The sequence below is a fragment of the Corynebacterium sp. HMSC05E07 genome, from assembly GCF_001807225.1.
Taxonomy (GTDB): domain Bacteria; phylum Actinomycetota; class Actinomycetes; order Mycobacteriales; family Mycobacteriaceae; genus Corynebacterium; species Corynebacterium singulare.
In genome coordinates this window covers 1-23,303 of sequence record NZ_KV788219.1, presented here as the reverse complement: position 1 = coordinate 23,303, position 23,303 = coordinate 1, and the positions used below count along the sequence as shown (strand labels likewise).

The 23,303-nt window shown below is 59.5% G+C and carries 18 protein-coding genes; 8 read left to right on the top strand and 10 right to left on the bottom strand.

Features of this window, described 5'->3' with window-relative positions; all coding sequences use genetic code 11:
• Positions 1 to 157: 157 nt before the first annotated feature.
• The gene (locus HMPREF3149_RS05175) at positions 158 to 1,822 is read right to left on the bottom strand and encodes an AMP-binding protein (RefSeq protein WP_070537001.1); all 1,665 of its coding nucleotides are present in this window, start codon (positions 1,820 to 1,822) and stop codon (positions 158 to 160) included.
• Between the two features lie 155 nt (positions 1,823 to 1,977).
• On the opposite strand from HMPREF3149_RS05175, the gene HMPREF3149_RS05170 reads away from it, so the two are divergent.
• From HMPREF3149_RS05170 to HMPREF3149_RS05160, 3 genes are read left to right on the top strand one after another with little or no spacing between them, the layout of a single operon-like run.
• Positions 1,978 to 2,793 (top strand): GDSL-type esterase/lipase family protein, encoded by an 816-nt coding sequence (locus HMPREF3149_RS05170; RefSeq protein ID WP_042529039.1) that lies wholly within the window; start codon positions 1,978 to 1,980, stop codon positions 2,791 to 2,793.
• A gap of 59 nt (positions 2,794 to 2,852) precedes the next feature.
• The gene (locus tag HMPREF3149_RS05165; protein WP_070537000.1) at positions 2,853 to 3,986 is read left to right on the top strand and encodes an S-(hydroxymethyl)mycothiol dehydrogenase; all 1,134 of its coding nucleotides are present in this window, start codon (positions 2,853 to 2,855) and stop codon (positions 3,984 to 3,986) included.
• 40 nt (positions 3,987 to 4,026) lie between these two features.
• Complete coding sequence (locus HMPREF3149_RS05160; protein ID WP_070536999.1) at positions 4,027 to 4,647, top strand: MBL fold metallo-hydrolase; 621 nt, start codon at positions 4,027 to 4,029, stop codon at positions 4,645 to 4,647.
• Positions 4,648 to 4,671: 24 nt separating this feature from the next.
• Here HMPREF3149_RS05160 and HMPREF3149_RS05155 read toward each other — a convergent pair whose 3' ends face one another.
• The 8 genes from HMPREF3149_RS05155 to HMPREF3149_RS05120 all read right to left on the bottom strand — a co-directional run bounded on the left by HMPREF3149_RS05155 (position 4,672) and on the right by HMPREF3149_RS05120 (position 14,160).
• Positions 4,672 to 5,481 carry a cytochrome c biogenesis CcdA family protein gene (locus tag HMPREF3149_RS05155; protein ID WP_070536998.1) on the bottom strand — a complete coding sequence of 270 codons (810 nt, stop codon included), beginning with the start codon at positions 5,479 to 5,481 and terminating at the stop codon, positions 4,672 to 4,674.
• An 81-nt stretch (positions 5,482 to 5,562) separates the two neighbouring features.
• Entirely contained in the window at positions 5,563 to 6,441 is an 879-nt protein-coding gene (locus tag HMPREF3149_RS05150; RefSeq protein ID WP_083280782.1) for a DsbA family protein, read from the bottom strand.
• A 274-nt stretch (positions 6,442 to 6,715) separates the two neighbouring features.
• Positions 6,716 to 7,582, bottom strand: a complete 867-nt coding sequence (gene rfbA, locus HMPREF3149_RS05145; protein WP_070536997.1) for a glucose-1-phosphate thymidylyltransferase RfbA — start codon at positions 7,580 to 7,582, stop codon at positions 6,716 to 6,718.
• Positions 7,583 to 7,697: 115 nt separating this feature from the next.
• Positions 7,698 to 9,062 carry a sugar nucleotide-binding protein gene (locus HMPREF3149_RS05140; protein WP_070536996.1) on the bottom strand — a complete coding sequence of 455 codons (1,365 nt, stop codon included), beginning with the start codon at positions 9,060 to 9,062 and terminating at the stop codon, positions 7,698 to 7,700.
• Positions 9,063 to 10,067 (bottom strand): dTDP-glucose 4,6-dehydratase, encoded by a 1,005-nt coding sequence (gene rfbB, locus HMPREF3149_RS05135; RefSeq protein ID WP_070536995.1) that lies wholly within the window; start codon positions 10,065 to 10,067, stop codon positions 9,063 to 9,065. It lies immediately after the preceding gene.
• Between the two features lie 32 nt (positions 10,068 to 10,099).
• A complete protein-coding gene (locus HMPREF3149_RS05130; protein ID WP_070536994.1) occupies positions 10,100 to 11,458 on the bottom strand; it encodes a M1 family metallopeptidase in 1,359 nt (452 codons plus the stop codon).
• 42 nt (positions 11,459 to 11,500) lie between these two features.
• The gene (locus tag HMPREF3149_RS05125) at positions 11,501 to 12,586 is read right to left on the bottom strand and encodes an alpha/beta hydrolase (protein WP_070536993.1); all 1,086 of its coding nucleotides are present in this window, start codon (positions 12,584 to 12,586) and stop codon (positions 11,501 to 11,503) included.
• A 38-nt stretch (positions 12,587 to 12,624) separates the two neighbouring features.
• On the bottom strand, positions 12,625 to 14,160 hold the full coding sequence (locus tag HMPREF3149_RS05120; protein ID WP_070536992.1) for an alpha/beta hydrolase: 1,536 nt from the start codon (positions 14,158 to 14,160) through the stop codon (positions 12,625 to 12,627).
• Between the two features lie 616 nt (positions 14,161 to 14,776).
• On the opposite strand from HMPREF3149_RS05120, the gene lpdA reads away from it, so the two are divergent.
• Positions 14,777 to 16,189, top strand: coding sequence for a dihydrolipoyl dehydrogenase (lpdA, locus tag HMPREF3149_RS05115; protein WP_070536991.1), 1,413 nt, complete (start codon positions 14,777 to 14,779; stop codon positions 16,187 to 16,189).
• 598 nt (positions 16,190 to 16,787) lie between these two features.
• On the opposite strand, the gene ramB is transcribed toward lpdA, so the two are convergent.
• Entirely contained in the window at positions 16,788 to 18,194 is a 1,407-nt protein-coding gene (gene ramB, locus HMPREF3149_RS05110) for an acetate metabolism transcriptional regulator RamB (RefSeq protein ID WP_070536990.1), read from the bottom strand.
• 403 nt (positions 18,195 to 18,597) lie between these two features.
• On the opposite strand from ramB, the gene HMPREF3149_RS05105 reads away from it, so the two are divergent.
• Genes HMPREF3149_RS05105 through HMPREF3149_RS05090 form a run of 4 tightly spaced genes read left to right on the top strand, consistent with a single transcriptional unit; the run spans position 18,598 to position 22,600 of the window.
• Positions 18,598 to 19,353, top strand: coding sequence for a succinate dehydrogenase cytochrome b subunit (locus HMPREF3149_RS05105; RefSeq protein ID WP_070536989.1), 756 nt, complete (start codon positions 18,598 to 18,600; stop codon positions 19,351 to 19,353).
• Positions 19,354 to 19,368: 15 nt separating this feature from the next.
• Positions 19,369 to 21,432: a fumarate reductase/succinate dehydrogenase flavoprotein subunit gene (locus HMPREF3149_RS05100; RefSeq protein WP_070536988.1), complete on the top strand. Its 2,064-nt coding sequence runs from the start codon at positions 19,369 to 19,371 to the stop codon at positions 21,430 to 21,432.
• Positions 21,432 to 22,181, top strand: coding sequence for a succinate dehydrogenase/fumarate reductase iron-sulfur subunit (locus tag HMPREF3149_RS05095; RefSeq protein ID WP_070536987.1), 750 nt, complete (start codon positions 21,432 to 21,434; stop codon positions 22,179 to 22,181). The genes HMPREF3149_RS05100 and HMPREF3149_RS05095 overlap by 1 nt, the downstream gene beginning before the upstream one ends.
• 47 nt (positions 22,182 to 22,228) lie before the next feature.
• Positions 22,229 to 22,600 carry a hypothetical protein gene (locus HMPREF3149_RS05090; protein WP_042529067.1) on the top strand — a complete coding sequence of 124 codons (372 nt, stop codon included), beginning with the start codon at positions 22,229 to 22,231 and terminating at the stop codon, positions 22,598 to 22,600.
• The last annotated feature ends 703 nt before the right edge of the window (positions 22,601 to 23,303 follow it).

Below are 23,303 nucleotides of genomic sequence, written 5' to 3'. Positions count from 1 at the left end.
AACCTGATTCGGCTCAGCCCAGACATAAAAGCCCAGACATAAAACTGCCCTCGTTGCCAAAACCAGCGGTGCTCCATGCGCTGAGGAGCGAAGGTTTTGGCAACGAGGGCAGTTATGTCCCCGGTGGGTGCCATGTCATGAGAAGAATGAGTGTGGGCTAGTCGGTGTCGCGCAGCAGGCGCGGCACCACCTTGCCGGTGGCGTTGCGCGGCAGCTTGTCCAGGAAGTGAACATCACGCGGCACCGAGTGGTCGGCGAGGTTATCGCGGACCCAGGTGCGGATGGCGTCGGCAGTCACGGCCTTGCCCACAGCATCGCGCGTGGTTACCGCCCACACGGCGATGCGCTGGAAGGTGGTTTCGTCCTTGACACCACCGGCATGGACCTCGGCGATGCCCGGCATGGTCTCGAGCACCTCGGTGACGGACTGTGGGTGCACGTTCTCGCCACCGACGATGATCATGTCATCGGCGCGGCCCACGACATGCAGGTAACCGTCGGCGTCGATATAGCCCAAGTCACCGATGGAAATGAGGCCATCGACCTTGTTGAGCGGAATCTTCGGGTTGGTATAGCCAATGAGCGCGGTGGAGTTAGTCAGGTAAATCTCGCCGACCTCGCCGTGGGGAACTTCTCGACCTTCCTCATCGAGGATGCGCAGCTTGGTACCAGAGGCGATCTTGCCGCCGATGGTGGGGTCCTTGGCCACCTCTTCCATGGTGGCGGTTGAGGCTAGGGCTAGCTCCGTGGAGCCATAGACATTGCAGAGAATCGGGCCGAAGCGCTCGTGAGTTTCCTTGACGATTTCCGGGGTCAGCGCATGGCCCGCGGAGGCGATGAACTTCAGGCTTGAGGTGTCATATGTCGAGTCTGGGTCGGCAGCCACCATCTGACGGAAGAAGACGGGGGAGGAGAGAAGGCCCTCGAGGCTGTAGCGCTGGATGTCATCGAGCGCTGCGGATGGGTCGAAGACGCGGCGGGTGACAATGGTGTTGCGCAGGCCCAGGGCAATGTTGAGGCAGGCCCAACCCCAAGTGTGGAACATCGATGCGGTCATCTGAACCTTCTGGTCCGCACGCCACGGTATGGAGTCCACGATGGATGCCAGCACCACCGGCAGCGTGGGTTCGGGGCGCATAATTCCCTTGGGGATTCCGGTGGTCCCGGAGGACATGAGCACGATATGCCCATGGTTGGGCCAGGTGGGGAGCTCGTGCTTCTCGACGCCCCTCCGATCCGTCACAATCTCACGCAGCGAGGGCACAGTGGCAAGCGCGGCGGGACGCTCTGCACCAGACTCGTGTCCGATGACGACAGTGAGGTTGTCAGGTAGCTCGCCGTCGGCGGGGGCGAGGCGGTCGGCGAATTCATCATCGATGACGAGGACGTTGATGCGGTTCTCTTCGATGCAGCCAGCGAGCTGCTCAGGCGAAGAACCAATATTCAACAGGAAGATGTGCGCGCCGGCGTAGCCTTTGGCGGCTAGCGGGGTAATGATGCCGCGGCCGTTGCGGGCCATGACGCCAAGGCGAATGTCATCGAGGCCAAGCGAGAGCAGCCAGCGGGCAAAGGTCTGGGACTGCTCGCGGAGGTGGCGGTAGGTGAGGGCCCCGTCATCGTCGATAAGCGCAAGGCGTTCCGGGCAGGTCAGGTAGGCCTGTTCAACCTCGCGGGCGGTGGTGAAGCGGTAGCGTGCCAGAACTGGCACGGTTGCGGCCAATGCGCGTGGGCCGCCAGCCGAGCTAAGGAGCCCGGCTTTAAAGAGGGCGGGAACAAAACGTGCGAGAGCGGCGGCGTGGAAGGCGATATCAGAAGGGTTCATAGGTTTCTTATCGGCGCGAGGGGGATGGGGAGTTACAGGCTATAAAAAGAGCGAAATGTTAAAGCTGTTGCTATTGTTACATAAGCTTCGACAGTCAGTTTAGTCTATTATGGTTTTGGCCTAGAACATACCCTTTCCCGAAAGGACATCGTCACATGAAGTCTACCCAGCGCCTCGCGGCCGTCTGTGCATCCCTCCTCGTGGCGGTTGGCCTGTCCCAAGCGCCCCAAGCTGCAGCGGCGGAGCGCAACCTTGTCTCCTTTGGTGATTCCGTCTTGGCTGATCCACAGCTGGATGCTTATATGTCCTCGCGCCTGGGCTCCTCGGGTCGCAACCCCAGCTTGGATTGCCCGTCCGGCAACAACTTTGCCAAGCGCACCGCCGCCAAGCTGGGCATGCCAGTGGCGGATTTCTCTTGTTCCGGTGCGGTATCGATGTCTCAAGGTCCGCAGGTGAATGCGCAGGTGGATGATGCTATCCGCCGCGGCAAGCTCACCGCCGATACGCAGCGCGTGATCTATGCCAGTGGATTCAATGACACCTATAACAATGCCGGCCTGTCGGACCGTGACTTGCGCGCGCGGTGGGTCGGTGCCAACGCGCCAATCATCCACAAGATTCGCGCTGCTGCGCCGAATGCTCGCATTCAGATTGTGGGATACCCGACCATCGGCTCTGGCGACCGCTATTGCCTGCTGCACTTTGGTCCGCAACCTGCGGATGCCACCGCTCTGCCGATGGTTCAGCGCTATGAGAATGTTGCTCAGTGGATGCAGGTGGATCTCGCGCACGCGACCGGCGCGGAGTTTGTGGATCTTAAACCGGCGACGTGGGACCGCGGCATGTGTGCAAATTCCGACAAGCGTCTGTGGGCAGGACTCGTCGACTTTTCCGCTGGCCCAGGCAACCTTCCGTTGCATGTGAATTCCCGCGGCCACGAGTATGTAGCGAATATTCTTGCGCGCTCCTAAAGTGTGATCCTCGTTGGGGGTAGGTGCGGGCACTGTGGTGTTCGCGTAGCCTCGGGTGCATGACCGTTAATGAAAACGTAAATGAAAACAACTCTCAGCAAGGTGCGGAGACCGTCCGTGGTGTGATTGCCCGCTCCAAGGGCGCTCCCGTGGAAACCGTCAACATCGTCGTGCCGGCGCCCGGTGAGCACGATGTCGTGGTGAAGGTGCAGGCCTGCGGCGTGTGCCACACGGATCTGGCCTACCGCGATGGTGACATCGAGGACGCCTTCCCGTTCCTGCTGGGCCACGAGGCCGCCGGTGTGGTCGAGCGCGTCGGCTCCGCCGTGACCCACGTGGAAGAGGGTGACTTCGTCATCCTCAACTGGCGCGCCGTCTGCGGCGAGTGCCGTGCGTGCCGCAAGGGCGAGCCGAAGTACTGCTTCAACACCCACAACGCGTCCAAGAAGATGACCCTTGAGGATGGCACCGAGCTCACCCCGGCGCTGGGTATTGGTTCCTTTAGCGATAAGACCCTGGTCCATGAGGGACAGTGCACCAAGGTAGAGGACACTGACCCGGCTGCTGCTGGCCTGCTCGGCTGCGGCATTATGGCGGGCCTCGGTGCAGCCGTGAACACCGGCGATATCCAGCTGGGCGAGTCCGTGGCTGTCTTCGGCTGCGGCGGCGTGGGCACCGCAGCCATTGCCGGCGCGCAGCTGGCCGGTGCCGCAAAGATCATCGCTGTCGATCTCGATGAGAAGAAGCTTGAGACCGCCCGCGAGTTCGGCGCCACCGACACCGTCTGCGCCAAGGACCTGTCGGAAGACCAGGTCATCGACGCCGTCCGCGAGCTCACCGATGGTTTCGGTGCCGACGTCACCATCGACGCCGTTGGCATTCAGCCCACCTGGCGCCAGGCTTTCTACTCCCGTGACCACGCTGGCCGCATGGTCATGGTGGGCGTTCCGAACCTCACCGACCACGTCGACATCCCGGCTATTGACCTCTACGGCCGTGGCGGCTCCATCAAGCCGGCCTGGTACGGCGACTGCCTGCCGGAGCGTGGCTTCCCGGCCTACGTATCCCTGTCCAAGAACGGCCAGTTCCCGCTAGACAAGTTTGTTTCCGAGCGCATTGCGCTGGACGACGTCGAGGAGGCCTTCGAGACCATGAAGTCCGGCAAGGTTCTGCGCTCGGTCGTGGAACTCTAAAAGACGCGAGCCTGAAAGCCCGCCCGGAAAGGACCTAAGCATGAAGATTGAACAGTTTGAGACCTCTGGAAAGTTCCGTCTTGACGGCGGCGAGTGGGACGTGGACAACAACGTCTACATCGTTTCCGGTGGCCAGGAACTCTACATCGTGGACCCAGCGCACGATGCGGAGCGCATCTACAGCGAGGTGGGGGAGCGCTCTGTAACCGGCGTGCTCCTTACCCACGCCCACAATGACCACTGCGAGCTCGCACCGGAGATTGCTGAGCACTACGGCGTGCCGCTCTACCTCCACCCGGACGATGAACAGCTGTGGCGCGAAACCCATGCCGAGGCTGACTACACGGCCTTGGAAGATAACCAGGTCATCAAGGTCGGCGGCGAGGATCTCGTGGTCTTCCACACCCCGGGCCATTCCCCGGGCTGCGTTGTGCTGTACGACGCCACCGATAACACGCTGCTCTCCGGTGACACCCTCTTTAACGGTGGCCCCGGTGCCACGGGGCGCAAGTACTCCGACTTCGATGTCATCATCGAGTCCCTGCGCAACCGCGTGCTCAACCTCCCGCCGGAGACCCGCGTCCTGCCGGGCCACGGCGATGAGACCACCGTGGGTGCGGAGGCCGCGCGTATCGATGAATACGTCGCCCGCGGCTACTAAGTGCTCATAAGAGCGCTTGAGTTATTAGCCCGCATGCTCCTCGAGGGGCGTGCGGGCTGCTTTTATGCCCACTGCCACCGTGGCGGCTAGTGATAGGCCGAACCATACCCAGGCATCCGCAATGCCTGCGCTGAATTGACGTGCCTTTTCCTGGATATCGAACTGCGCGTCAGTGCTCAGCGCGGCGGGCAAGGTGGCGCTGCCATAGCTGAGGATGAACAGCGCACCAATCAGGATGAAGAACACTCCTGAGACGATGGAGAGCGTGTTCGTGCGCACCGGGCCGAGCGTTATCTCCCGCCCGCGCAGCCAACGCCACGAGCCGACATCGAAGCGCTCCCAGAGCGCCGCCAGCACGAACAGGGGCGCGGCCATTCCGAGCGCATAGGCCACCATGATGAGCCCGCCATACAGTGCGGATCCGGATGCCGCCGCCGTGGTCAACACAGCTCCCAACAACGGTCCCGCGCAGAAACCGGCAAACCCATAAACCGCGCCCAGCAGGAACACTCGTCCGCGGGCTTTACCGGACAAGGCAGCCATGCCGGGAATTCGGAACCCGCCGCCCAGCGCCGTGTACAGTCCCAGGGCAATGATGATCCACCCCGCTACAGCGATGACGTGATTGCGGTACTGCGCCAAGAATGCTGCCAAGCCCATGCCGATGGGCACCAGCGTGGTGCACAGCCCCAGGAAGAACACCACCGTCTTGGCCAGCAGTTCACGCTGCGAGGTGAAAGCGTAGGCAAAAAAGGCGGGGACCAGCAGAGCTGAACAGGGGCTAATGAGTGTGAGAACACCGGCGATGACGGCGCCTACAAGTCCGATGCTCATAAGCTCACCCCCACGGCGTACCCGCCCAACAGAGCGGTCAGAATAACAAGGGCGATGAAAAGCCAGACGATAGGTGGTGTCTTAGGCATTGGCCGCTTTACCTAGCTGTTCCTGGATGACTTGGTCAAAGGCCTCAGCCGGTTGGGCGCCACCGATGAACTGATCTCCCACCACGAAGGCTGGGGTGCCCGAGATGCCAATCTGGGAGGCGTAGCTCGTGGCTGTTTCGATGACCTCTGAGTAGGTGTCATCCGTGGCCTCTTGGCGGAACTTCTTCAGGTCGTGCACGCCAGCCTTCTTGGCAAATGTCATGAAGTCATCGATGCCAAACTCCGGGTGACCTTCGATGTCTTTGCTGGCGGAATAGAGCTCGTTCTTGAACTCTGCGAACTTGCCTTGCGCCGCGGCGGCGCGGCCGGCCTTCGCAGCTTCAATCGCCGCGGGTCCGTTGACGGGGTAGTCATTCCACTCGATGCGCACGAGGCCTTTGTCCACGTATTTCTGCAGTGTTGGCTCAGTAACGTTGGCGTGACGAGAACAGAACGGGCACTCAAAATCGGAGAACTCCGAGATGACTACCGGAGCGTCGACCGCGCCGACGGCAAAGGGATCATTGTCCTTGCGGCGATGCACCACCGTGATATCACCGGACATGGTGTCTCCGCCGGGTCCGAACATCATGGGATCCCCGGTACCGTCGGAAAATTTCGTGCCGGGCGTGGCCTTGTCAGCATCTTTCGCAAGGTCCTGGCTGGCGGTGGGGGACTGGACTGCAGTGCTGGATGCCTCCCCAGCAGCTGCGTTCCCTTCAGTGTTGGAGGACGCGCGATCTGCCAGCAGGAAGCCAATGGTGACGGCCAGAATTACAACGAGCACCAACAATCCCCACGCTACGGGGCTGATGGTGGCGAGCACTGACTTCTTCGGCCCACTGGTGGGCCGGGAGGATTGATTAGGCATGCGATTACCTTAACGCGGCGTGGTTAAGACTGTGAGGCTGAGTCCGGTGTTTTTTAAAAGTGCAACCCTAAAAACCGAACCACGCAGGTGGGCTTCATCGCGCGCTAACGCAGCGCTTGACGACGACCTGCATGAGTCGCCTTTCACCTCTGGACAGATAAAAGCACTGCTACAACGGCCGTGTCTCCATCAGCTCTGTTGATACAGCACTGGTGGTGCGATAACCTCACACCTCGCCGCGTCAGACGGAGGAGCATGTCCCACTACAGGGCTTTTAGCCCTCTTGGGCAGCGGCGAGAAGGTAGCTCCCGTAGCCGGATTTGAGCAGCGGCTGTGCTAGCTCAATAAGCGCGGGGGCATCGATGAAACCCTGTGTGAAAGCAGCCACTTCAGGGGAGCCGATGACTGCCCCGGTGCGTTTTTGCAGTACCTCCACGTAGGCTGAGGCCTCGCTCATGGAATCCACCGTGCCGGTATCCAACCACACATCACCGCGCTGCATGCGCTTGACTCCCAGCTGTCCGCGGCGCAGGTATTCCGCGTTGACCGCGGTGATTTCCAGCTCACCGCGCGTGCTCGGGGTAATGGACTTGGCAATCTCCACCACGGAATTGTCGTAGAAGTACAGGCCTACCACCGCATAATTCGATTTCGGATTGTCTGGCTTTTCCTCAATGGAGAGCGCCTGGCCGCTATCGTCGAATTCGACGACGCCATAGCGCTGCGGATCAGACACCTCATAAGCAAAGATAATCCCGCCCTCCGGATTACGACATTCATTAAGAGCAGTGGAGAAGCCGTGGCCCTCAAAGATGTTGTCGCCCAAGACGAGCGCTACGTCATCCTCGCCGATGAAGTCTTCCGCGATGAGGAAAGCCTGTGCCAGCCCTTCTGGCCGCGGTTGCACCGCGTAGTGCAGCATGATGCCGAGCTGGGAGCCATCACCCAGCAGGCGTTGGAAGGCGTCTGAATCTTCCGGGGTGGTGATGATGAGAATTTCGCGGATGCCCGCTTGGATGAGCGTGCTTAGCGGGTAGTACACCATCGGCTTGTCATAAATGGGCATGAGCTGCTTCGAGATGCCCTTAGTAATGGGGTAGAGGCGCGTGCCGGAACCGCCAGCAAGAATAATGCCCTTCATGGTGTTTAAGCTTAACGGAGGTCACCGCACTGGCGTGCGGTGACGGGATTGGAGAACATAACACTTAACTTCCCACTTAACATAACACGTGGGAAGTTACGTGTTATGTTGAGTGTTATGCAGGGTAAAGGCCCAGGTAGAGGGCTAAAGCGGCCCGCCAATTCATAGGTTTAAAGCCGGTGGCTTCAATCTTGGACAGGTCGAAGGTGGACTCCTTCGGGCGCGGAGCCTCCGGGCCGGCAATCGCGCGGTACTGCTCGGTGCTCACCGGAGTGACATCCGCCGGGTCGTGGCCCACGCCCGTGAAGACAGCCATGGCAATCTCATCGCGGCCCACCGCATCACCGGAATTGGAGATGTTGTACACGCCGTATTCCGCGCCGGTCTTGAGTAGGTGAATGATGCCCTTAGCCAGGTCCTCAGCAAAGGTGGGGCGCCCGCGCTGATCGTGAATGACCGCGGGTTTGACGCCCTTATTCGCCAGGGAGCGCATGGTGGCCATGAAATTGGAACCATCGCCGAAGACCCACGAGGTGCGGACCACATAGTGTCGCGGTGCAGTCTGCGCAGCAGTATCTCCCGCCGCCTTGGAAGCGCCATAAGCGGAGAGAGGGGAGGGCAGCTCCTCTTCGGAGTGCGTTTCATGATGGCCATCGAAGATGTAGTCGCTGGAGACGTGCACCAGGGTGAGGTTATTCTCTGCCGCAATGAGCGCGAGCTTCGCCGGTGCCGCTGCGTTGACCGCCCATGCACCAGCGCGGTCCTCCTCGGCGCCATTGACGTCGTTATATGCCGCGCAGTTGATGATGGCGGAATACTGCCGCCACGGACGCTCGGGTGGAGCGGTGATATCGAAGTCCTCGTGCCCACAGAACTCCACCGGGCCGAGGCCAGCCTGAGGGAGAAACTTCTGCAGTGCGCGGCCCAACTGTCCGTTGGCACCGGTGACGAGGATGCGGCGAGGGGGCATTGGGGAGACGTCGCCAAGCGCGGGGTGTTCCTTATCCTTGTCGGAGATTTCCGTCGGCTCCAACGGCCAGTCCACCATACCGAGGTTTACGCAGGTGTATTCCGCGTCCGGGGACCAGTGGTCATTGACCAGGTAAGAGTAGGAACAAGCCTCGAGCGCCTGAAAACCGTTAGCCACGCCGCGTGGCACGAAAACCGCGACGTCCGGGCGCAGCTCCTGGGTAACCAGCTCGCCATAGGTGTCCGAGCCCTCGCGCACATCGCACCACGCGCCGAAGGCCCGGCCCGAGGCCACAGAAACAAACTTGTCCCACGGTTCTGCATGCAGGCCGCGGGTGACGCCCTTGTCCGCGTTGAAGGAAACGTTGTTCTGCACTGGGCAAAAATCTGGAAGTCCGGCTGCGCGCATCTTCTCGCGCTGCCAGTTTTCCTTGAACCAGCCGCGGTTGTCGCCATGGACATCGAGCTCCACGATGAGCAGGCCCTCAATGGCCGTTGTCTGAACCTTCATTTACTGTCCTTGCTTGGCATAGTTGGCTTCCACGGCGTCCTTGTCTGGGCGCCACCAGTCTTCGTGTGTGCGGTACCACTCGATGGTCGCGGCAAGACCCTCGCGCAGATCCGTGTAGCGCGGCGCCCACCCCAGCTCACGCCGCAGCTTGCTGGCATCCATGGCGTAGCGCTGGTCATGGCCGGGACGGTCCGCCACGTGCTCATAGCGCGGCTCGCCGTTGTCGGTGGCGCCCATCAGCTCACAAATCATCTCGATGACCTGGCGGTTATTGATGTCCTCTTGATCGGCGCCGATGTTATAGGTCTCACCGACCTGCCCACGGTCCAGGATGGCCAGCACAGCCTCGTTGTGGTCATCCACATGAATCCAGTCGCGCACCTGCTCGCCCGTGCCGTAGAGCTTGGCGCGGTGGCCGCTGAGAAGATTGGTGATTTGGCGCGGAATGAACTTCTCAATGTGCTGGTAGGGACCGTAATTATTGGAACAGTTTGAAATTGTTGCGCGCAGTCCAAAACTGCGCACCCATGCGCGCACCAAGTGATCCGAGCCGGCCTTCGTGGCGGAGTACGGCGAGGACGGATTGTACGGCGTGGTTTCGGTGAAGTAAGTGTCTGCGCCAATGTCCAAGTCACCGAAGACCTCATCGGTCGAGACATGGTGGAGGCGTACATCGTAGCGCCGACACGCTTCCAGCAGCACGAATGTGCCCATCACGTTCGTGTGAAGGAACGGCGACGGATCCCGCAGCGAGTTGTCATTGTGGGACTCTGCGGCAAAGTGCACCACGGTATCCGCTTGGGCCACGAGCTTATCGACGACCCCCTCATCCGCCACATCCCCCACCACCACAGTGGCCTCAACCCCATCCAGGTTCGCGCGGTTACCCGCGTAGGTGAGCTTGTCTAGGACAGTAATGTCCACCTCGGGCCGCTGCTGGGCCACCAGACGAACGAAATTTGCCCCAATAAAGCCGGCACCGCCGGTCACAAGCAATCTGCGCATGGTGCTCAAGTGTAGGGCATGGGGGCACATTATTAAGCGGGGAACTTGGGCAGCTTTGTGTGATTGAGCCACTCATCAAGAAGAGCATCCACCGCGGAGGGATCCACAGCCACAGCACGGAGCCGGCTGATGAGGTCCTCCGGCACCACCGTGGAATGCTGCGCGGAGGCAAGGTACTCACGGATCGTGAGGAAGAAGAGCTCGTCCCCCAACATACGGCGCAGCGCATGCACAGTGAGCGCGCCGCGCTTGTACACGCGGTCATCAAACATGTCGCGCGTGCCCGGGTCACTCAGGACAATGTCTTGCTTCTTGCGGGCAAGCACCTGGTAATGCGAACGTGCCGAGGCATGCGCCGGGTGGCCATGTGCATGTTCACGCCACAGCCATTCGCAGTAGCACGCAAAACCTTCGTTGAGCCAGATATCCTTCCACTCACGCAGGCCGACTGAGTTGCCGAACCACTGGTGGGAGAGCTCATGGGCAATGAGGCGCTCGAAGAGGTGATCGCCCTTGACGTGGTTGGAACCGAAAATGGACAGGCCTTGGGCCTCCAAGGGGATTTCCAGCTCATCATCGGTGATGACCACCTGGTAATCGGGGAAAGGATACTCCCCAAACAGTCCGGCGTAGAAGTCCAGCATCTCCTGCTGCTGGGCAAACTCATCGAGAACCAACTGCTTAAGGTGAGCCGGGGCCCATGCTCGAACGTTGCGGCCCAGAGTGATGTCGATGAACTCGCCCACCTGCACCGTGGCAAGGTAGGTCGCCATAGGGTTCTCAACGCGGTAGTGCCAGCGCGTCATCGAGCCACCGGAGCGGCGCCGGGAGATGAGTGCGCCGTTAGAAATCACAATGAAGGGGTCGTCCGCGGTGATGCGGATATCGTAGGTTGCCTTTTCACCAGGGGCATCATCACATGGAAACCAGCTCGGTGCACCGTTGGGCTGGCTGGCAACCAAAGAGCCGGACTCGGTTTCCTCCCAGCCGATTTCGCCCCACGGCGTGCGCAGCGGGCGTGGTGAGCCACCATAACGGATGTGCAGCTCGAACTCCTGGCCTTCTGCGATGGTTTCAGCAAAGGTCAGGCGCAGCTTTCCGCCGGAGAGGCGGTGGCGTGCCACGCGTGGAGCATTCTTTGAGGTAACGCGGCGAGCCACCATGGCGCCGCCCAAATCGAGAGTGAGCTTGTCCAGCTCTTCGAGTGCGCGGATGTGAAGTACTGCAACGCCGTGGAGCATGTTCGGCTCCACACGATAAGTCAGGTCCAAGTCATAATGAGTGATTTCAAAGCCGACGTTGAAATCCACCCCCGTATAACTATCACGGGTCTGTGCGGGAGAACCCGTAGCGGCGGCGATATGCGAAAGGGCGGTGGAGAGCAGCTTCATAATGCCGCTATCCTACCGCCCTTATCCTGCAAGGCCGAAAAGCTAGGCGCTCTCCGTGAAGGCCGCCTCAAACGTGGGCCAGGACTTCTCCAGATCCTCGCTCCAGCCCGGCCAGGAGTGGGTTCCCACGTTGCGGAAGTTGTAGGTCGCCGGAATATTCTGCTTATCCAGCTTTGCCTTGAGCATGTGGGTGCAATGGTTGACGCCTGCCTCAATGACGCCGCCCTCAACCTGCAGCTGAGCGGAGCCAAGGAATGCTGCCGCCGGGTTGTAGCCCTTGTTGATGTAGTAGGACGGGGTGTCCTTCTCGCCGGCCAGGCCGCTGGCAGAAGAGATATACAGGTCAGTTCCGCGCAGCTTCTCCGAGTTCATGAGGGCATCGTTGTAGCGGTTGTACGGCGATCCCATCGGGCCCCACATTTGCTCCGGCTGTGCACCGCCACGGTTGACGGTGACGCGCAGGAACTCATACTCCAGCGGGTAGGCAGTCGCGGCACAACCTGCAAAGGATCCCGCAGCGTCATAGAACCCCGGGTTGTGCTGTGCCAGCAGCAGGGAAGACGTGGCGGACATGGACATGCCAGCGATGGCGCGCTTGTTGTTCGCGTTGAGACGGGCCTCTAGTGGTCCCGGAAGCTCCTTGGTTAGGAAGGTCTCCCACTTCTGTGGGCCCTTGAGGTGCTTACCGTTCGGGTCCTCCTGCCAGTCGGTGTAGTAGGAGAACGCACCTGACTGCGGAATAACGACATTGACGTCCTTGTCCGCATAAAAGTCCACGACGTCAGAGTTGTAGAGCCAGTCTGTATCTTGCTCGGCGGAGCCAGCGCCGTTGAGCAGGTAGATGGTGGGGCGGTCCGGGTTTTTCGCCGGAATAACGGCCAGCGGAACGACACGGCCGTTCATAGACGGCGAGGTGGCTTGCAGTTTGAGCAGCCGTGGATCGTCCTTGTAGTGGCCATACCACTTTTGGCTCTCGACCTCGGGGGTGGGCTCCAAGTCTGACACGGTGGACAGTGCGGTGTTGCCCGCAACCTCCTGCGGTGTAAGAGTGGCGGCACCCGCTACGGGACTTACCAGCGCGGCTGCGGTGAGCGCGCCGGTGGCGAGAAGAGAGCTAAGACGCTTCATGGGGATCCTTATTCGACAAATGTTATGGCGAGTTGAGCTTACTGCTCAGTGATTTCGGGGTCGACCTTCGGGGCTGCTTCAGAGTCGACCGGCAAGGAGTCAGCGGGGGCAGCAGGGTCTGCCTCGGCTTTAGCCTTGTCCATGTCCTGCTTATCGGCATCGTCAGCCTTGGCGTTAGCGTCCGGCTCAACGCCAGTATCCTCGACGGACTCAACGTCAGCATTGTTGGCAGCATCTGCCTCGCTATCAGCGTCCTTGTCCGCTGGCGTAGATGCCGCATTGTCTGACGTGTTGCCGCTTACCGGCTCCACCGGAAGGTCGAAGGCACGGGCGAAGGTAGGCCAAGAGGAGTTAATGTCATCGATCCAGCCCGGCCACGAGTGGGTACCGGTCTGGCGGAAGTTGAAGTCCGCGTCGATGCCCTCGCGGTTGAACTTCGCCTCAAGGTCGTGCGTGCAGGCGTTCATCGCTGCCTCAATGACGCCGCCCTCAATGACGAGGGTGGAAGAAGACTTGAAGGCCCGAGCAGAACCCAAACGATCAATCTTGGACGACCCAAAGTCCGTTGCGCCAGCCAGCCCGGAGTTGGCCGACACATAGATTTCAGAGTTGCCCATGTTGTTCTTGGTGGCGTTAATCAGACCATCGTTGTAGCGGTTGTACTCGCCGCCCTGTGGTCCCCACATCTGCGTGGTGTTACCGCCACCGCGGTTTACCGTCAACTGCGCATAGAAATTTGGCAGCGGGGTTGAGGTGGCCGCACAGCCGGAATAGGAACCGATGGCATCGTAGAAGTTCGGGTTGTGCTGCGCCAGCACGAGGGACGACGTAGCGGACATGGACATACCGGCGATGCCGCGCTTGCCGTTACCGTTGATGTGCTCTTCTAGCGGTCCGGGGAGCTCCTTGGTGAGGAAGGTTTCCCACTTCTGGGGGCCCTTAAGGTAGCTGCGCTCCGGGGAGGTAACCCAGTCGGTGTAGTAGGAGAACGCGCCTGCCTGCGGGATGACGACGTTGACGTTGCGGTCGCCGTAGTAATCGTCGAGGTCTTGGATTCCCTCCTTGTCTGGGTCAAGATCCTGGCCAGCGGTGGACACGATCCAGTCCATGCCTTGCTCTGCACCGCCGGCACCGTTCAGCAGGTAGACGGTAGGACGCGAGGAATCAAAGGTTCCATCCGGCGTGATTACAGCGAGTGGCACCTGACGGTCCATGGCCGGGGCGGACGCGTAGAGAGTCTTGATGGACTGACGGTAGTCCGGGTACTTCAGAATGTAGCCCAACCACTGCTTTTCGTCGGGGATTTTGGTTATATCGACGTCTTTGAAAGCAACATTCTTCCCAATCGAGTCTTCGAACTCTGCGCGGGAAGGAACGTGCTGGCCGGCATCATCCGTTGGGAGATACTGCTCGATCTCGCCGTACACATCGAGCTCAGAAATCGTCGAGGGCGTTGCCTCACCACGGATCTGCTCTGGGGTGATGGTGGAGGCGCTGGCGATAGGGGTGGCCACGGCGCCAAGGGCAAGGGCCGAAGCCGCTGCCAGCGTCGTGAGAGAGCGCGCAATCTTCATGGAATCTCGCTTTCTAGGTGATGAGCGGAATGTAGGGCAAGTTTAAAAGACGCTATGGACATCCCCCCACGCACTACGTAACGGTGCAGGTGGGAAGGGGTATCTACACCCTCAAGGCAAGGGCAATGAGTCTAAACATACCAAGTTATTAGAGTTAATGGTGGTATTGAAGTGAAAACCGTGTCATAATCTTCAAGCGCATTGTCGCGCATGTAACGCAGCGGGCCTCTCGTTCGCTAGAGGAGCTAGATACCGTGACTGTTATCGCGGCGTCGCCAAGCTGCGGAATCTCGCCGCGCCAGACGTTCCTACACGCCAACAGAAAGCAGAATAATGAACTTCTTTGACACCATCCTCGTTGCTATCAACCAGGTCCTAGGCCAGTTCGTCCACTCCGGTTCCTCCACGTCCTCGAAGGCCGGCCTTGAGTGGGGTCTGTACTAAACCCCAAAGGCCTCGCTAGTTTTTAGCCCCCACTCACATCTCGCGCGGGTGGGGGCTGTGGCGATCTGAATACGGTCCGATCTGGGGCGAGGGAGCGTGCGCTTTCCGACGCCTCCCCACACACCATGGGGGTGGTGAGACATCAGGCACAAACTTCCGTATTCTGTAGGGCGTGACTAATGAACATTTTGACGTTGTAGTACTCGGCGCGGGCCCCGGCGGCTACGTGTCCGCCATCCGCGCTGCCCAACTGGGCAAGAAGGTTGCTGTTATTGAGAAGCAGTACTGGGGCGGTGTTTGCCTCAACGTGGGCTGCATCCCCTCCAAGGCTCTGCTCAAGAACGCAGAGGTTGCGCACACCTTTAACCACGAGGCTAAGGCCTTCGGTATCTCCGGCGATGTCTCCTTCGACTTCGGCGTAGCGCACAAGCGCTCCCGCAAGGTGTCTGAGGGCATCGTCAAGGGCGTGCACTACCTGATGAAGAAGAACAAGATTACGGAGATTAACGGCCTCGGTTCCTTCAAGGATGCCAAGACCATCGAAATCACCGAGGGTGATGATCAGGGTAAGACCGTTACCTTCGATAACTGCATCATCGCCACTGGTTCCGTCGTCCGCTCCCTGCCGGGGGTGGAGATCGGCGGTAATGTCGTGTCGTACGAAGAGCAGATCCTCAAGGATGAGGCCCCGAACTCCATGGTTATCGTTGGCGCCGGCGCCATCGGTATGGAGTTCGCCTACGTTCTGGCTAACTACGGTGTGGACGTCACCATCGTGGAGTTCATGGATCGCGTCCTGCCGAACGAGGACAAGGATGTGTCCAAGGCCATCGCCAAGGAATACAAGAAGCTCGGCGTCAAGCTGCTGACCGGTTACAAGACCACCGCTATCAAGGACAACGGCTCTGACGTCACCGTTGAGGTCGAGTCCAAGGACGGCTCGAAGACCGACACCCTCACCGTGGATCGCTGCATGGTCTCCATTGGTTTCGCTCCGCGCACCGAGGGCTTCGGCCTGGAAAACACCGGTGTTGAGCTGACTGAACGCGGCGCTATCGCAATCGATGACTACATGCGCACCAACGTTGACGGCATCTACGCTATCGGTGACGTCACCGCTAAGCTGCAGCTCGCTCACGTCGCTGAGGCCCAGGGCGTCGTCGCCGCCGAGGTTATCGCCGGCGCTGAAACCCAGCTACTCGGTGACTACATGAACATGCCGCGCGCTACCTTCTGCAACCCGCAGGTTGCCTCCTTTGGTTACACCGAAGAGCAGGCCCGTGAGAAGTTTGCTGACCGCGACATCAAGGTCGCTACCTTCCCGTTCTCCGCGAACGGTAAGGCTGCCGGTCTCAACGAGACCGCTGGCTTTGTCAAGCTCATCGCTGACGGTGAGTTCGGTGAGCTCATTGGCGGCCACATGGTGGGCTCCAACGTGTCTGAGTTGCTGCCGGAGCTGACTTTGGCGCAGCGCTTCGACCTCACTACGGAGGAAATCGGACGCAACGTCCACACGCACCCGACGCTGTCTGAGGCTATGAAGGAAGCAGCCGAGGGTATCGGCGGCCACATGATCAACCTCTAACAGAGCGCGACCTAGCCTGAGCCGGGATATTCGACTCGGGCAAGGCGGCGCTGACCGTACTGAGAGGCGCGGGCAGAACCGCTAGCAACGCACAAACTCCCCCTCATCCCGATAGAAATCGGAGGTGAGGGGGAGTTTGTCGTTTTGCCGCTGTGGTGCCGAAGCACCTCAACGTGTCCTTCTTACTTGAAAAGGTTGGAGGACAGCTGGAACGGCGCGTTCACGATGGTGAGAACGAGTTTCCAAACCTGACCGAAGACGTTGTTTCCGGTGCTGCTCATAATTAAAATCCTTTCTGGATGTGTTTATCGGTTCGCACACCACTATAGATGCTTTACGGTGTCAAGATCGACACGTTTTCGCTGTGAAAATCGTTAAAAGAATGTGATTGAGCTGAAATAAAGTGAATGGGGATAGATGTTTATGCAGGTCAATCCGGTAAGTTGTCGCGCTCTCCTGCCGGTCGGCGTGCACCGCCCAAAAATAGCCTAGTGGAGAGTCCTCCCCAGCCTATTTAATTCTTGCTCGTTTACGGTGTAAAGTACTACCATTTTAATTAGTGGACGGGCATGGGAAGTGCGGAATTGCTCCTGTCTGGTTAATAGGGGGCAACGGCTGAACGGTGGGCGTCAATATCTAGCTCCTCATTGATTGCTGGGAATGCGCGCTGGGCGCAGTTCTGCCGCGGGCAGGTGCGGCAGCCGGCACCGATGGGCGTTGCCGCCGATAAATCCTCAAGGTTGAGCCCCTCTGCGTACACGGTGCGGTCAGCGTGACGAGCCTCGCAGCCTAGGCCGATGGCAAAAAGCTTGTTGGTATCTCCAAAACGACCTTGCGGGTAGCTCACCGTACGGGAGATCCATAGGTAGTTGCGGCCGTCCGGCATCTGTGCGAGCTGGCGCGAAATGGTGTTGGGGCGGGAGAAGGACTCATACACATTCCACAGTGGGCACGTGCCGCCAGAATTGGAAAAGTGTACGCCCGTGGCGGACTGCCGCTTGGACATATTGCCGGCGCGGTCCACCCGTACAAAAGTAAATGGGATGCCACGCTCGTTGGGGCGCTGAAGCGTGGAGAGCCGCGACGCAACCGTTTCGTAGCCGACGCCGAACACATTGCAGAGGTATTCCACGTCATAGCCAGACTTCTCGGATTCGCCATGGATAAGGCCATAGGGCAGAAGCGTTGCAGCGGCAAAATAGTTAGCGATGCCGCGTTTAGCCAAGTTGATGGACGCGTCTGATGTGAAAGGCTCTTCATCCACGAGTTCATCGATGAGCTTGCCCGCTTCCAGGAAACCCAATTCGGCGGCCATGCGGAAGGCGCGCTGTCCCACGCTCAGGCGGCTAGCAAGGCGGAATGTACCGCTGCTGTTGTCGAATCGGTGAAGGGTGCCGTCCATGCGGTCGGTGGTGATGAGCTCGACGCTGTGCTGGGAGACGAGCCTTTCTCCCAGTGCCTTTTCGATGTCGCGGATATGGAAGGGAGCTACGCCTAGTTCTGTGGCGAGGCCCTCTGCATGTTTGTCCAGCTCGTCGAGGTAATTCTGGCGAGCATAGAAAAAGTCTCGAACCTCATCGTGAGGCATGGAGAGGGCTTGGCTGCCGTCGGAGCGGCGGGAATCGGTGGCTAGGGAGAGCTTGTCGCGAATGTTGCGGTAGCGCCGATGAATATCCACGAGAGTGCGTGCCACAGTGGGGTGGTTGTAGACCAACTCAGAGAGTTCCTGAAGTTCAACGGGGGAGGGGCAGATCTCTTGATCCTGAACAACATCCTGGATTTCTGCGAGCAGACGTGAGTCATCGTCGCGGGAGAAGAATGTGGCGTCAACGCCAAAGACTTCAGTGATGCGAAGCAGGACCGGCACGGTAAGTGGGCGCACGTCGTGCTCGATCTGATTTACATAGCTAGCGGAAAGTCCCAGCGTGGCGGCAAGGGAGGCCTGGCTGAGATCGCGTTCGCGGCGCAGCTGGCGAAGGCGCGAACCTACGTATGTCTTGCTCATGTGAGCTAGGTTACCTATCACCTTTCGGTTGTAACAATAGTTTTGCAAATAATGTGTGAAGCATTTTAACTCCGCTGCGAAGTGGGGGTGACGCTGGGGTGTCGGGCGTCTATCTGCGGCACCCCTCTCATGCGAAAGTTTGACACCTAAAGGGGTGGAGTCGTCACTCGCGCCACATGCTGTGACTAAAGTCTCACCCCGCAAATGTTTACGCAAGGACAATATTGCGTAAAGGGAAGTGGTCAAGGTAGAGCGGTGTAACCACATCCGTAACTTAGGAGATCCTAACCTTATGGAGTTTCTACGGGTGTAGTCAGCGCGGGTAGGTGCGGGCATGAAGAGTGGATTTAAGTAGTGGCCAGCGCGAAGGCCTGCGTAAGGTAAGGACGACTATGGAGGTGTCATGTCTGTAAAAAATCCTGACCGTGAAGCCCTCGCTCACGGCCGTCTTACTAATGAATCGATTCGTCCTAAGCCAGGAATTCCGTCCTGGGCTTTGAAACTGACGATGGCAATCACTGGCCTGTTCTTCGCACTGTTTGTGGTGGGGCACATGGCCGGCAACCTGAAGCTGTACCTGCCGGATGAGAACGGTACGGTGCACCTCGACGAATATGGTGCGTTCCTGCGTGATCTCGGCGCTCCGCTGATTCCGCACGGTCACATGCTGTGGATTATCCGCATCGTGCTGCTTGCCTGCGTCATTGCTCACATCTACGGTGCTTTTGCGCTGACCGCTCGCTCCAACGCGGCCCGCGGCAAGTTTAAGCGCACCAACCTCATGGGCGGACTGGACTCCTTTGCCACCAAGACCATGCTGGTCACCGGCATTGTGCTGCTTCTGTTCATCGTGTTCCACATCCTGGACCTGACCATGGGTGTGCAGCCGGTTGCCTCGGAGGCCTTCGTCCACGGTGCGGTCAAGGCCAACATGATCGCTACCTTCTCGCGCTGGCCGGTGACCATCATTTACGTCATCGCCATGCTCTGCCTCTTCCTGCACCTTACCCACGGCATTCGTCTCGCTGCGTCTGACCTGGGCATCACCGGTGCCAAGTGGCGTGAGGTCTTTGTCGTCCTGGCGTACATCGTCCCGGCCGTTGTGTGCCTGGCGAACATCGTTATGCCGTTGTCCGTCGCCCTGGGCTGGGTCAGCTAAAGGAGTTTTGAACCCATGACTAACGCGAATCCCGTGTCTGCCGCGAACGCTAACCAAAATGCGAACGCGAACACCGATCTGAAGCGCGAGCACCCTGACTTCTCGCACCCGCAGTCCATCGTCCCGGGCGTGAAGCCGGGCCGAATCCTGGAGTCCCACGAGCCGCATGGCGTCCCGATGAAGGACATGTGGACCTACCAGAAGGACCACATGGAGCTCGTCTCCCCACTGAACCGCCGTAAGTTCGAGATCATCGTCGTCGGTACCGGCCTTGCCGCTGGCGCCGCTGCCGCTGCACTCGGCGAGCTGGGCTACAAGGTGAAGGTATTCACCTACCACGATTCTCCGCGCCGTGCGCACTCCATTGCCGCGCAGGGTGGTGTGAACTCCTCCCGCCACAAGAAAGTGGATAACGACGGTGCATACCGCCACACCAAGGACACTGTGAAGGGCGGCGACTACCGCTGCCGCGAGTCCGATTGCTGGCGTCTGGCTACTGAGTCCATCCGCGTCATCGACCACATGAACGCTATTGGCGCTCCGTTCGCTCGTGAGTACGGCGGCACCTTGGCCACCCGTTCCTTCGGTGGTGTCCAGGTCTCCCGTACCTACTACACCCGTGGCCAAACGGGTCAGCAGCTGCAGCTGTCCACCACCTCGGCGCTCTACCGTCAGATTGGCCTGGGCAACGTTGAGCTCTTCGCTCACCACGACCTGCAGGACATCATCACCTTTAACGACGGTGGCAAGAAGCGTGCTGGCGGTATCGTGACCCGCAACCTCATCACCGGCGAGCTCAAGGCCTTCACCGGCCACGCAGTCATCCTCGGTACCGGTGGTTACGGCAACGTGTACCACATGTCCACGCTGGCTAAGAACTCTAACGCTGGCGCCATGATGCGTGCCTACGAGAACGGTGCTTACCTGGCCTCCCCGGCATTCATCCAGTTCCACCCGACGGGCCTGCCGGTCAACTCCGAGTGGCAGTCCAAGACCATCCTCATGTCCGAGTCGCTGCGTAACGACGGCCGCATCTGGTCTCCGATCAAGGAGAAGGATGACCGTCCTGCCAATGAGATTCCGGAAGAGGAGCGTGACTACTTCCTGGAGCGTCGCTACCCGGCCTTCGGTAACCTCGTCCCGCGTGACGTGGCATCCCGTGCCATCTCCCAGCAGATCAACAAGGGGCTGGGCGTTGGACCGCTGCACAACTCGGTGTACCTGGACTTCCGCGACGCTATCGAGCGTCTGGGCAAGGACAAGATCCGTGAGCGTTACTCCAACCTCATCGAAATGTACGAAGAGGCCATTGGTGAGTCCGCCTACGAGACCCCGATGCGTATTGCGCCGACCTGCCACTTCACCATGGGTGGCCTGTGGACCGACTTCAACGAGATGACCGCCATCGATGGCCTCTTCGCCGCCGGTGAGTGCTCCTGGACCTACCACGGCGCAAACCGCCTGGGTGCTAACTCGCTGCTGTCCGCTTCTGTCGACGGCTGGTTCACCCTCCCGTTCACCATCCCGAACTACCTGGCCGGTCACCTTGGTGAGGAGAAGCTGGCTGAGGATTCTGCTGAGGCAGCTGAGACCATCGCTCGTGCACAGGCACGCATCGACCGCCTCATGTCTGTTCGCGGCGAGAACCCCCACGGTCCGGCCCACTACCACCGCCAGCTCGGTGACATCCTCTACTGGGGCTGCGGTGTGGCTCGTAACATTGAGGACCTCAAGGTTGCCATCGATAAGATCCGCTACCTGCGCAAGGACTTCTGGGCTAACGTCCGCATCACTGGTGATGCTAACGATATGAACCAGGTTCTCGAGTACGGCCTGCGCGTTGCCGACTACATCGACCTGGGTGAGCTCATGTGTATCGACGCTCTCGACCGCGACGAGTCCTGTGGTGCTCACTTCCGTGAGGACCACCTCACTGAAGACGGCGAGGCCGAGCGTGACGACGACAACTGGTGCTTCGTGTCCGCATGGGAGCCAGGCGCAGCTGAGGGCGAATTCATTCGCCACGCTGAGCCGCTGTACTTTGATTCGATCCCGCTGATGACAAGGAACTACAAGTAATGAAACTGACACTTGAGATCTGGCGTCAAGCCGGACCGACGCAAGAAGGCAAGTTCGAGACCGTTGAGGTCTCCGATGCTGCCGAGCAGATGTCCATCCTGGAGCTGCTGGACCACGTCAATGAAGGCCTCGTCGAGGCCGGCGCTGAGCCGTTTGCATTCGCATCCGACTGCCGTGAGGGTATCTGCGGTACCTGTGGCCTCCTGGTTAACGGCCGCCCGCACGGCCCGGGTCAGAACACCCCGGCCTGCCAGCAGCGTCTCTTCCAGTTCAAGGACGGCGACAAGATCAAGCTGGAACCGTTCCGCTCCGCCGCGTACCCGGTTATCAAGGACATGATCGTGGACCGCTCCAAGCTGGACCACGTCATGGAGCAGGGTGGCTACGTATCCATGGATGCCGGTACCGCTCCGGATGCCGATACCCTGCACGTCAACCATGAGACCTCCGAGTACGCACTGGATCACGCCGCCTGCATCGGCTGTGGTGCCTGCGTGGCATCCTGCCCGAACGGCGCTGCCCACCTGTTCACGGGTGCCAAGCTGGTTCACCTTTCCCTCATGCCGCTGGGCAAGGAAGAGCGTGGCCGCCGCGCCCGCAACATGGTGGACAATCTGGAGCAGAACTTCGGCCACTGCTCGCTGTACGGTGAGTGTGCCGACGTCTGCCCGGCTGGCGTCCCGCTGACCGCTGTGTCTGCAGTTACCCGCGAACGTGCACGGGCTGCTTTCCGCGGCAAGGACGACTAAGCTATAGTCATTCACAGGATTAACAGGAACGAGAGAAAGTTTCAGCCATGAGCGACCTTAACCCGGCAGTTGCTGATCACCACAGCGAGACCTACCCGGAGTTCTCCGGCAAGATTCAGGATTCCTACATTGAGGGTTACGACCCCGTGTCCTACAGTGCACCGCACTCCTCCCTGCTGCGCGCCTCCACCTGGATCGGCATGGGCCTGATTCTTTCCCTTCTTCCGGCCGCCGGCATCCTTATCTGGGGCCTCGGCACGTGGCAGTTCCCCCAGGGCGTCGCCGGTGCTGACTACCAGCCGAACATCATCGTGGGTGCTATCTCCCTCGTTGTTATCGCTGTTCTGGCTTTCGGCACCATCCACTTCGGCCGCCGCTACTACCGCCAGTACCGCAAGGAAACCGGCCGCATCAACTAGGCACCTCCTAGGACGTTGAACGCCTAAGTTTCTGTACTGCCGCAACAACCCCCACCTCCAAACACATGGGAGACCATGTGAGGAGGTGGGGGTTGCTGGCGTTTCGGGCTAGGTGTGCGGGAGGGGATTTACAAAGAAGAAGGCAGGGAGCTGGGCGCTTGGCGACGTCAAAAGCTGCAATAAGCTTCGATCGATCACACTGTGCTGTTAACTGTACGCACTAACGAGAAGTATCTTCGTGCTGCTTCCTCTTATCATTTTTGGATCCTACTAATGCAACCATGAAAAGAATGGCAGATGCCGTCACCTGGGTTCCCGTTACCCATAGAAAATTCGTTAGGTTGATAACACCGAACGCGAGGAACCCTGCTGCGATTACTACGATTCCGAGGGGAATCAGGGATCGAGACATTGGGACATACATTTTATTTGCTCCTAAACTGCCCCCGGTAACCCGTGTTATTGATCGTGAACAATTCATAAAATGAGCGTTTTGAGGGGCCTTGAATTAAAGCTATTTGTTCTTTCCGCGCACGTCAAGGGATAAGGAGAAATGTGCAAAAGTCAGCTTCGCTTATTTCTAGAATGGTTTCGCAAGTGTGTGCTAAGCAAGACCATCGCGTACTTCGCGGCTTATTGTATGGAAGGCTATGTGGCTTAACCTCCCTAATTCTGTTATGTCCATAGGGTTTTTGGACATGGA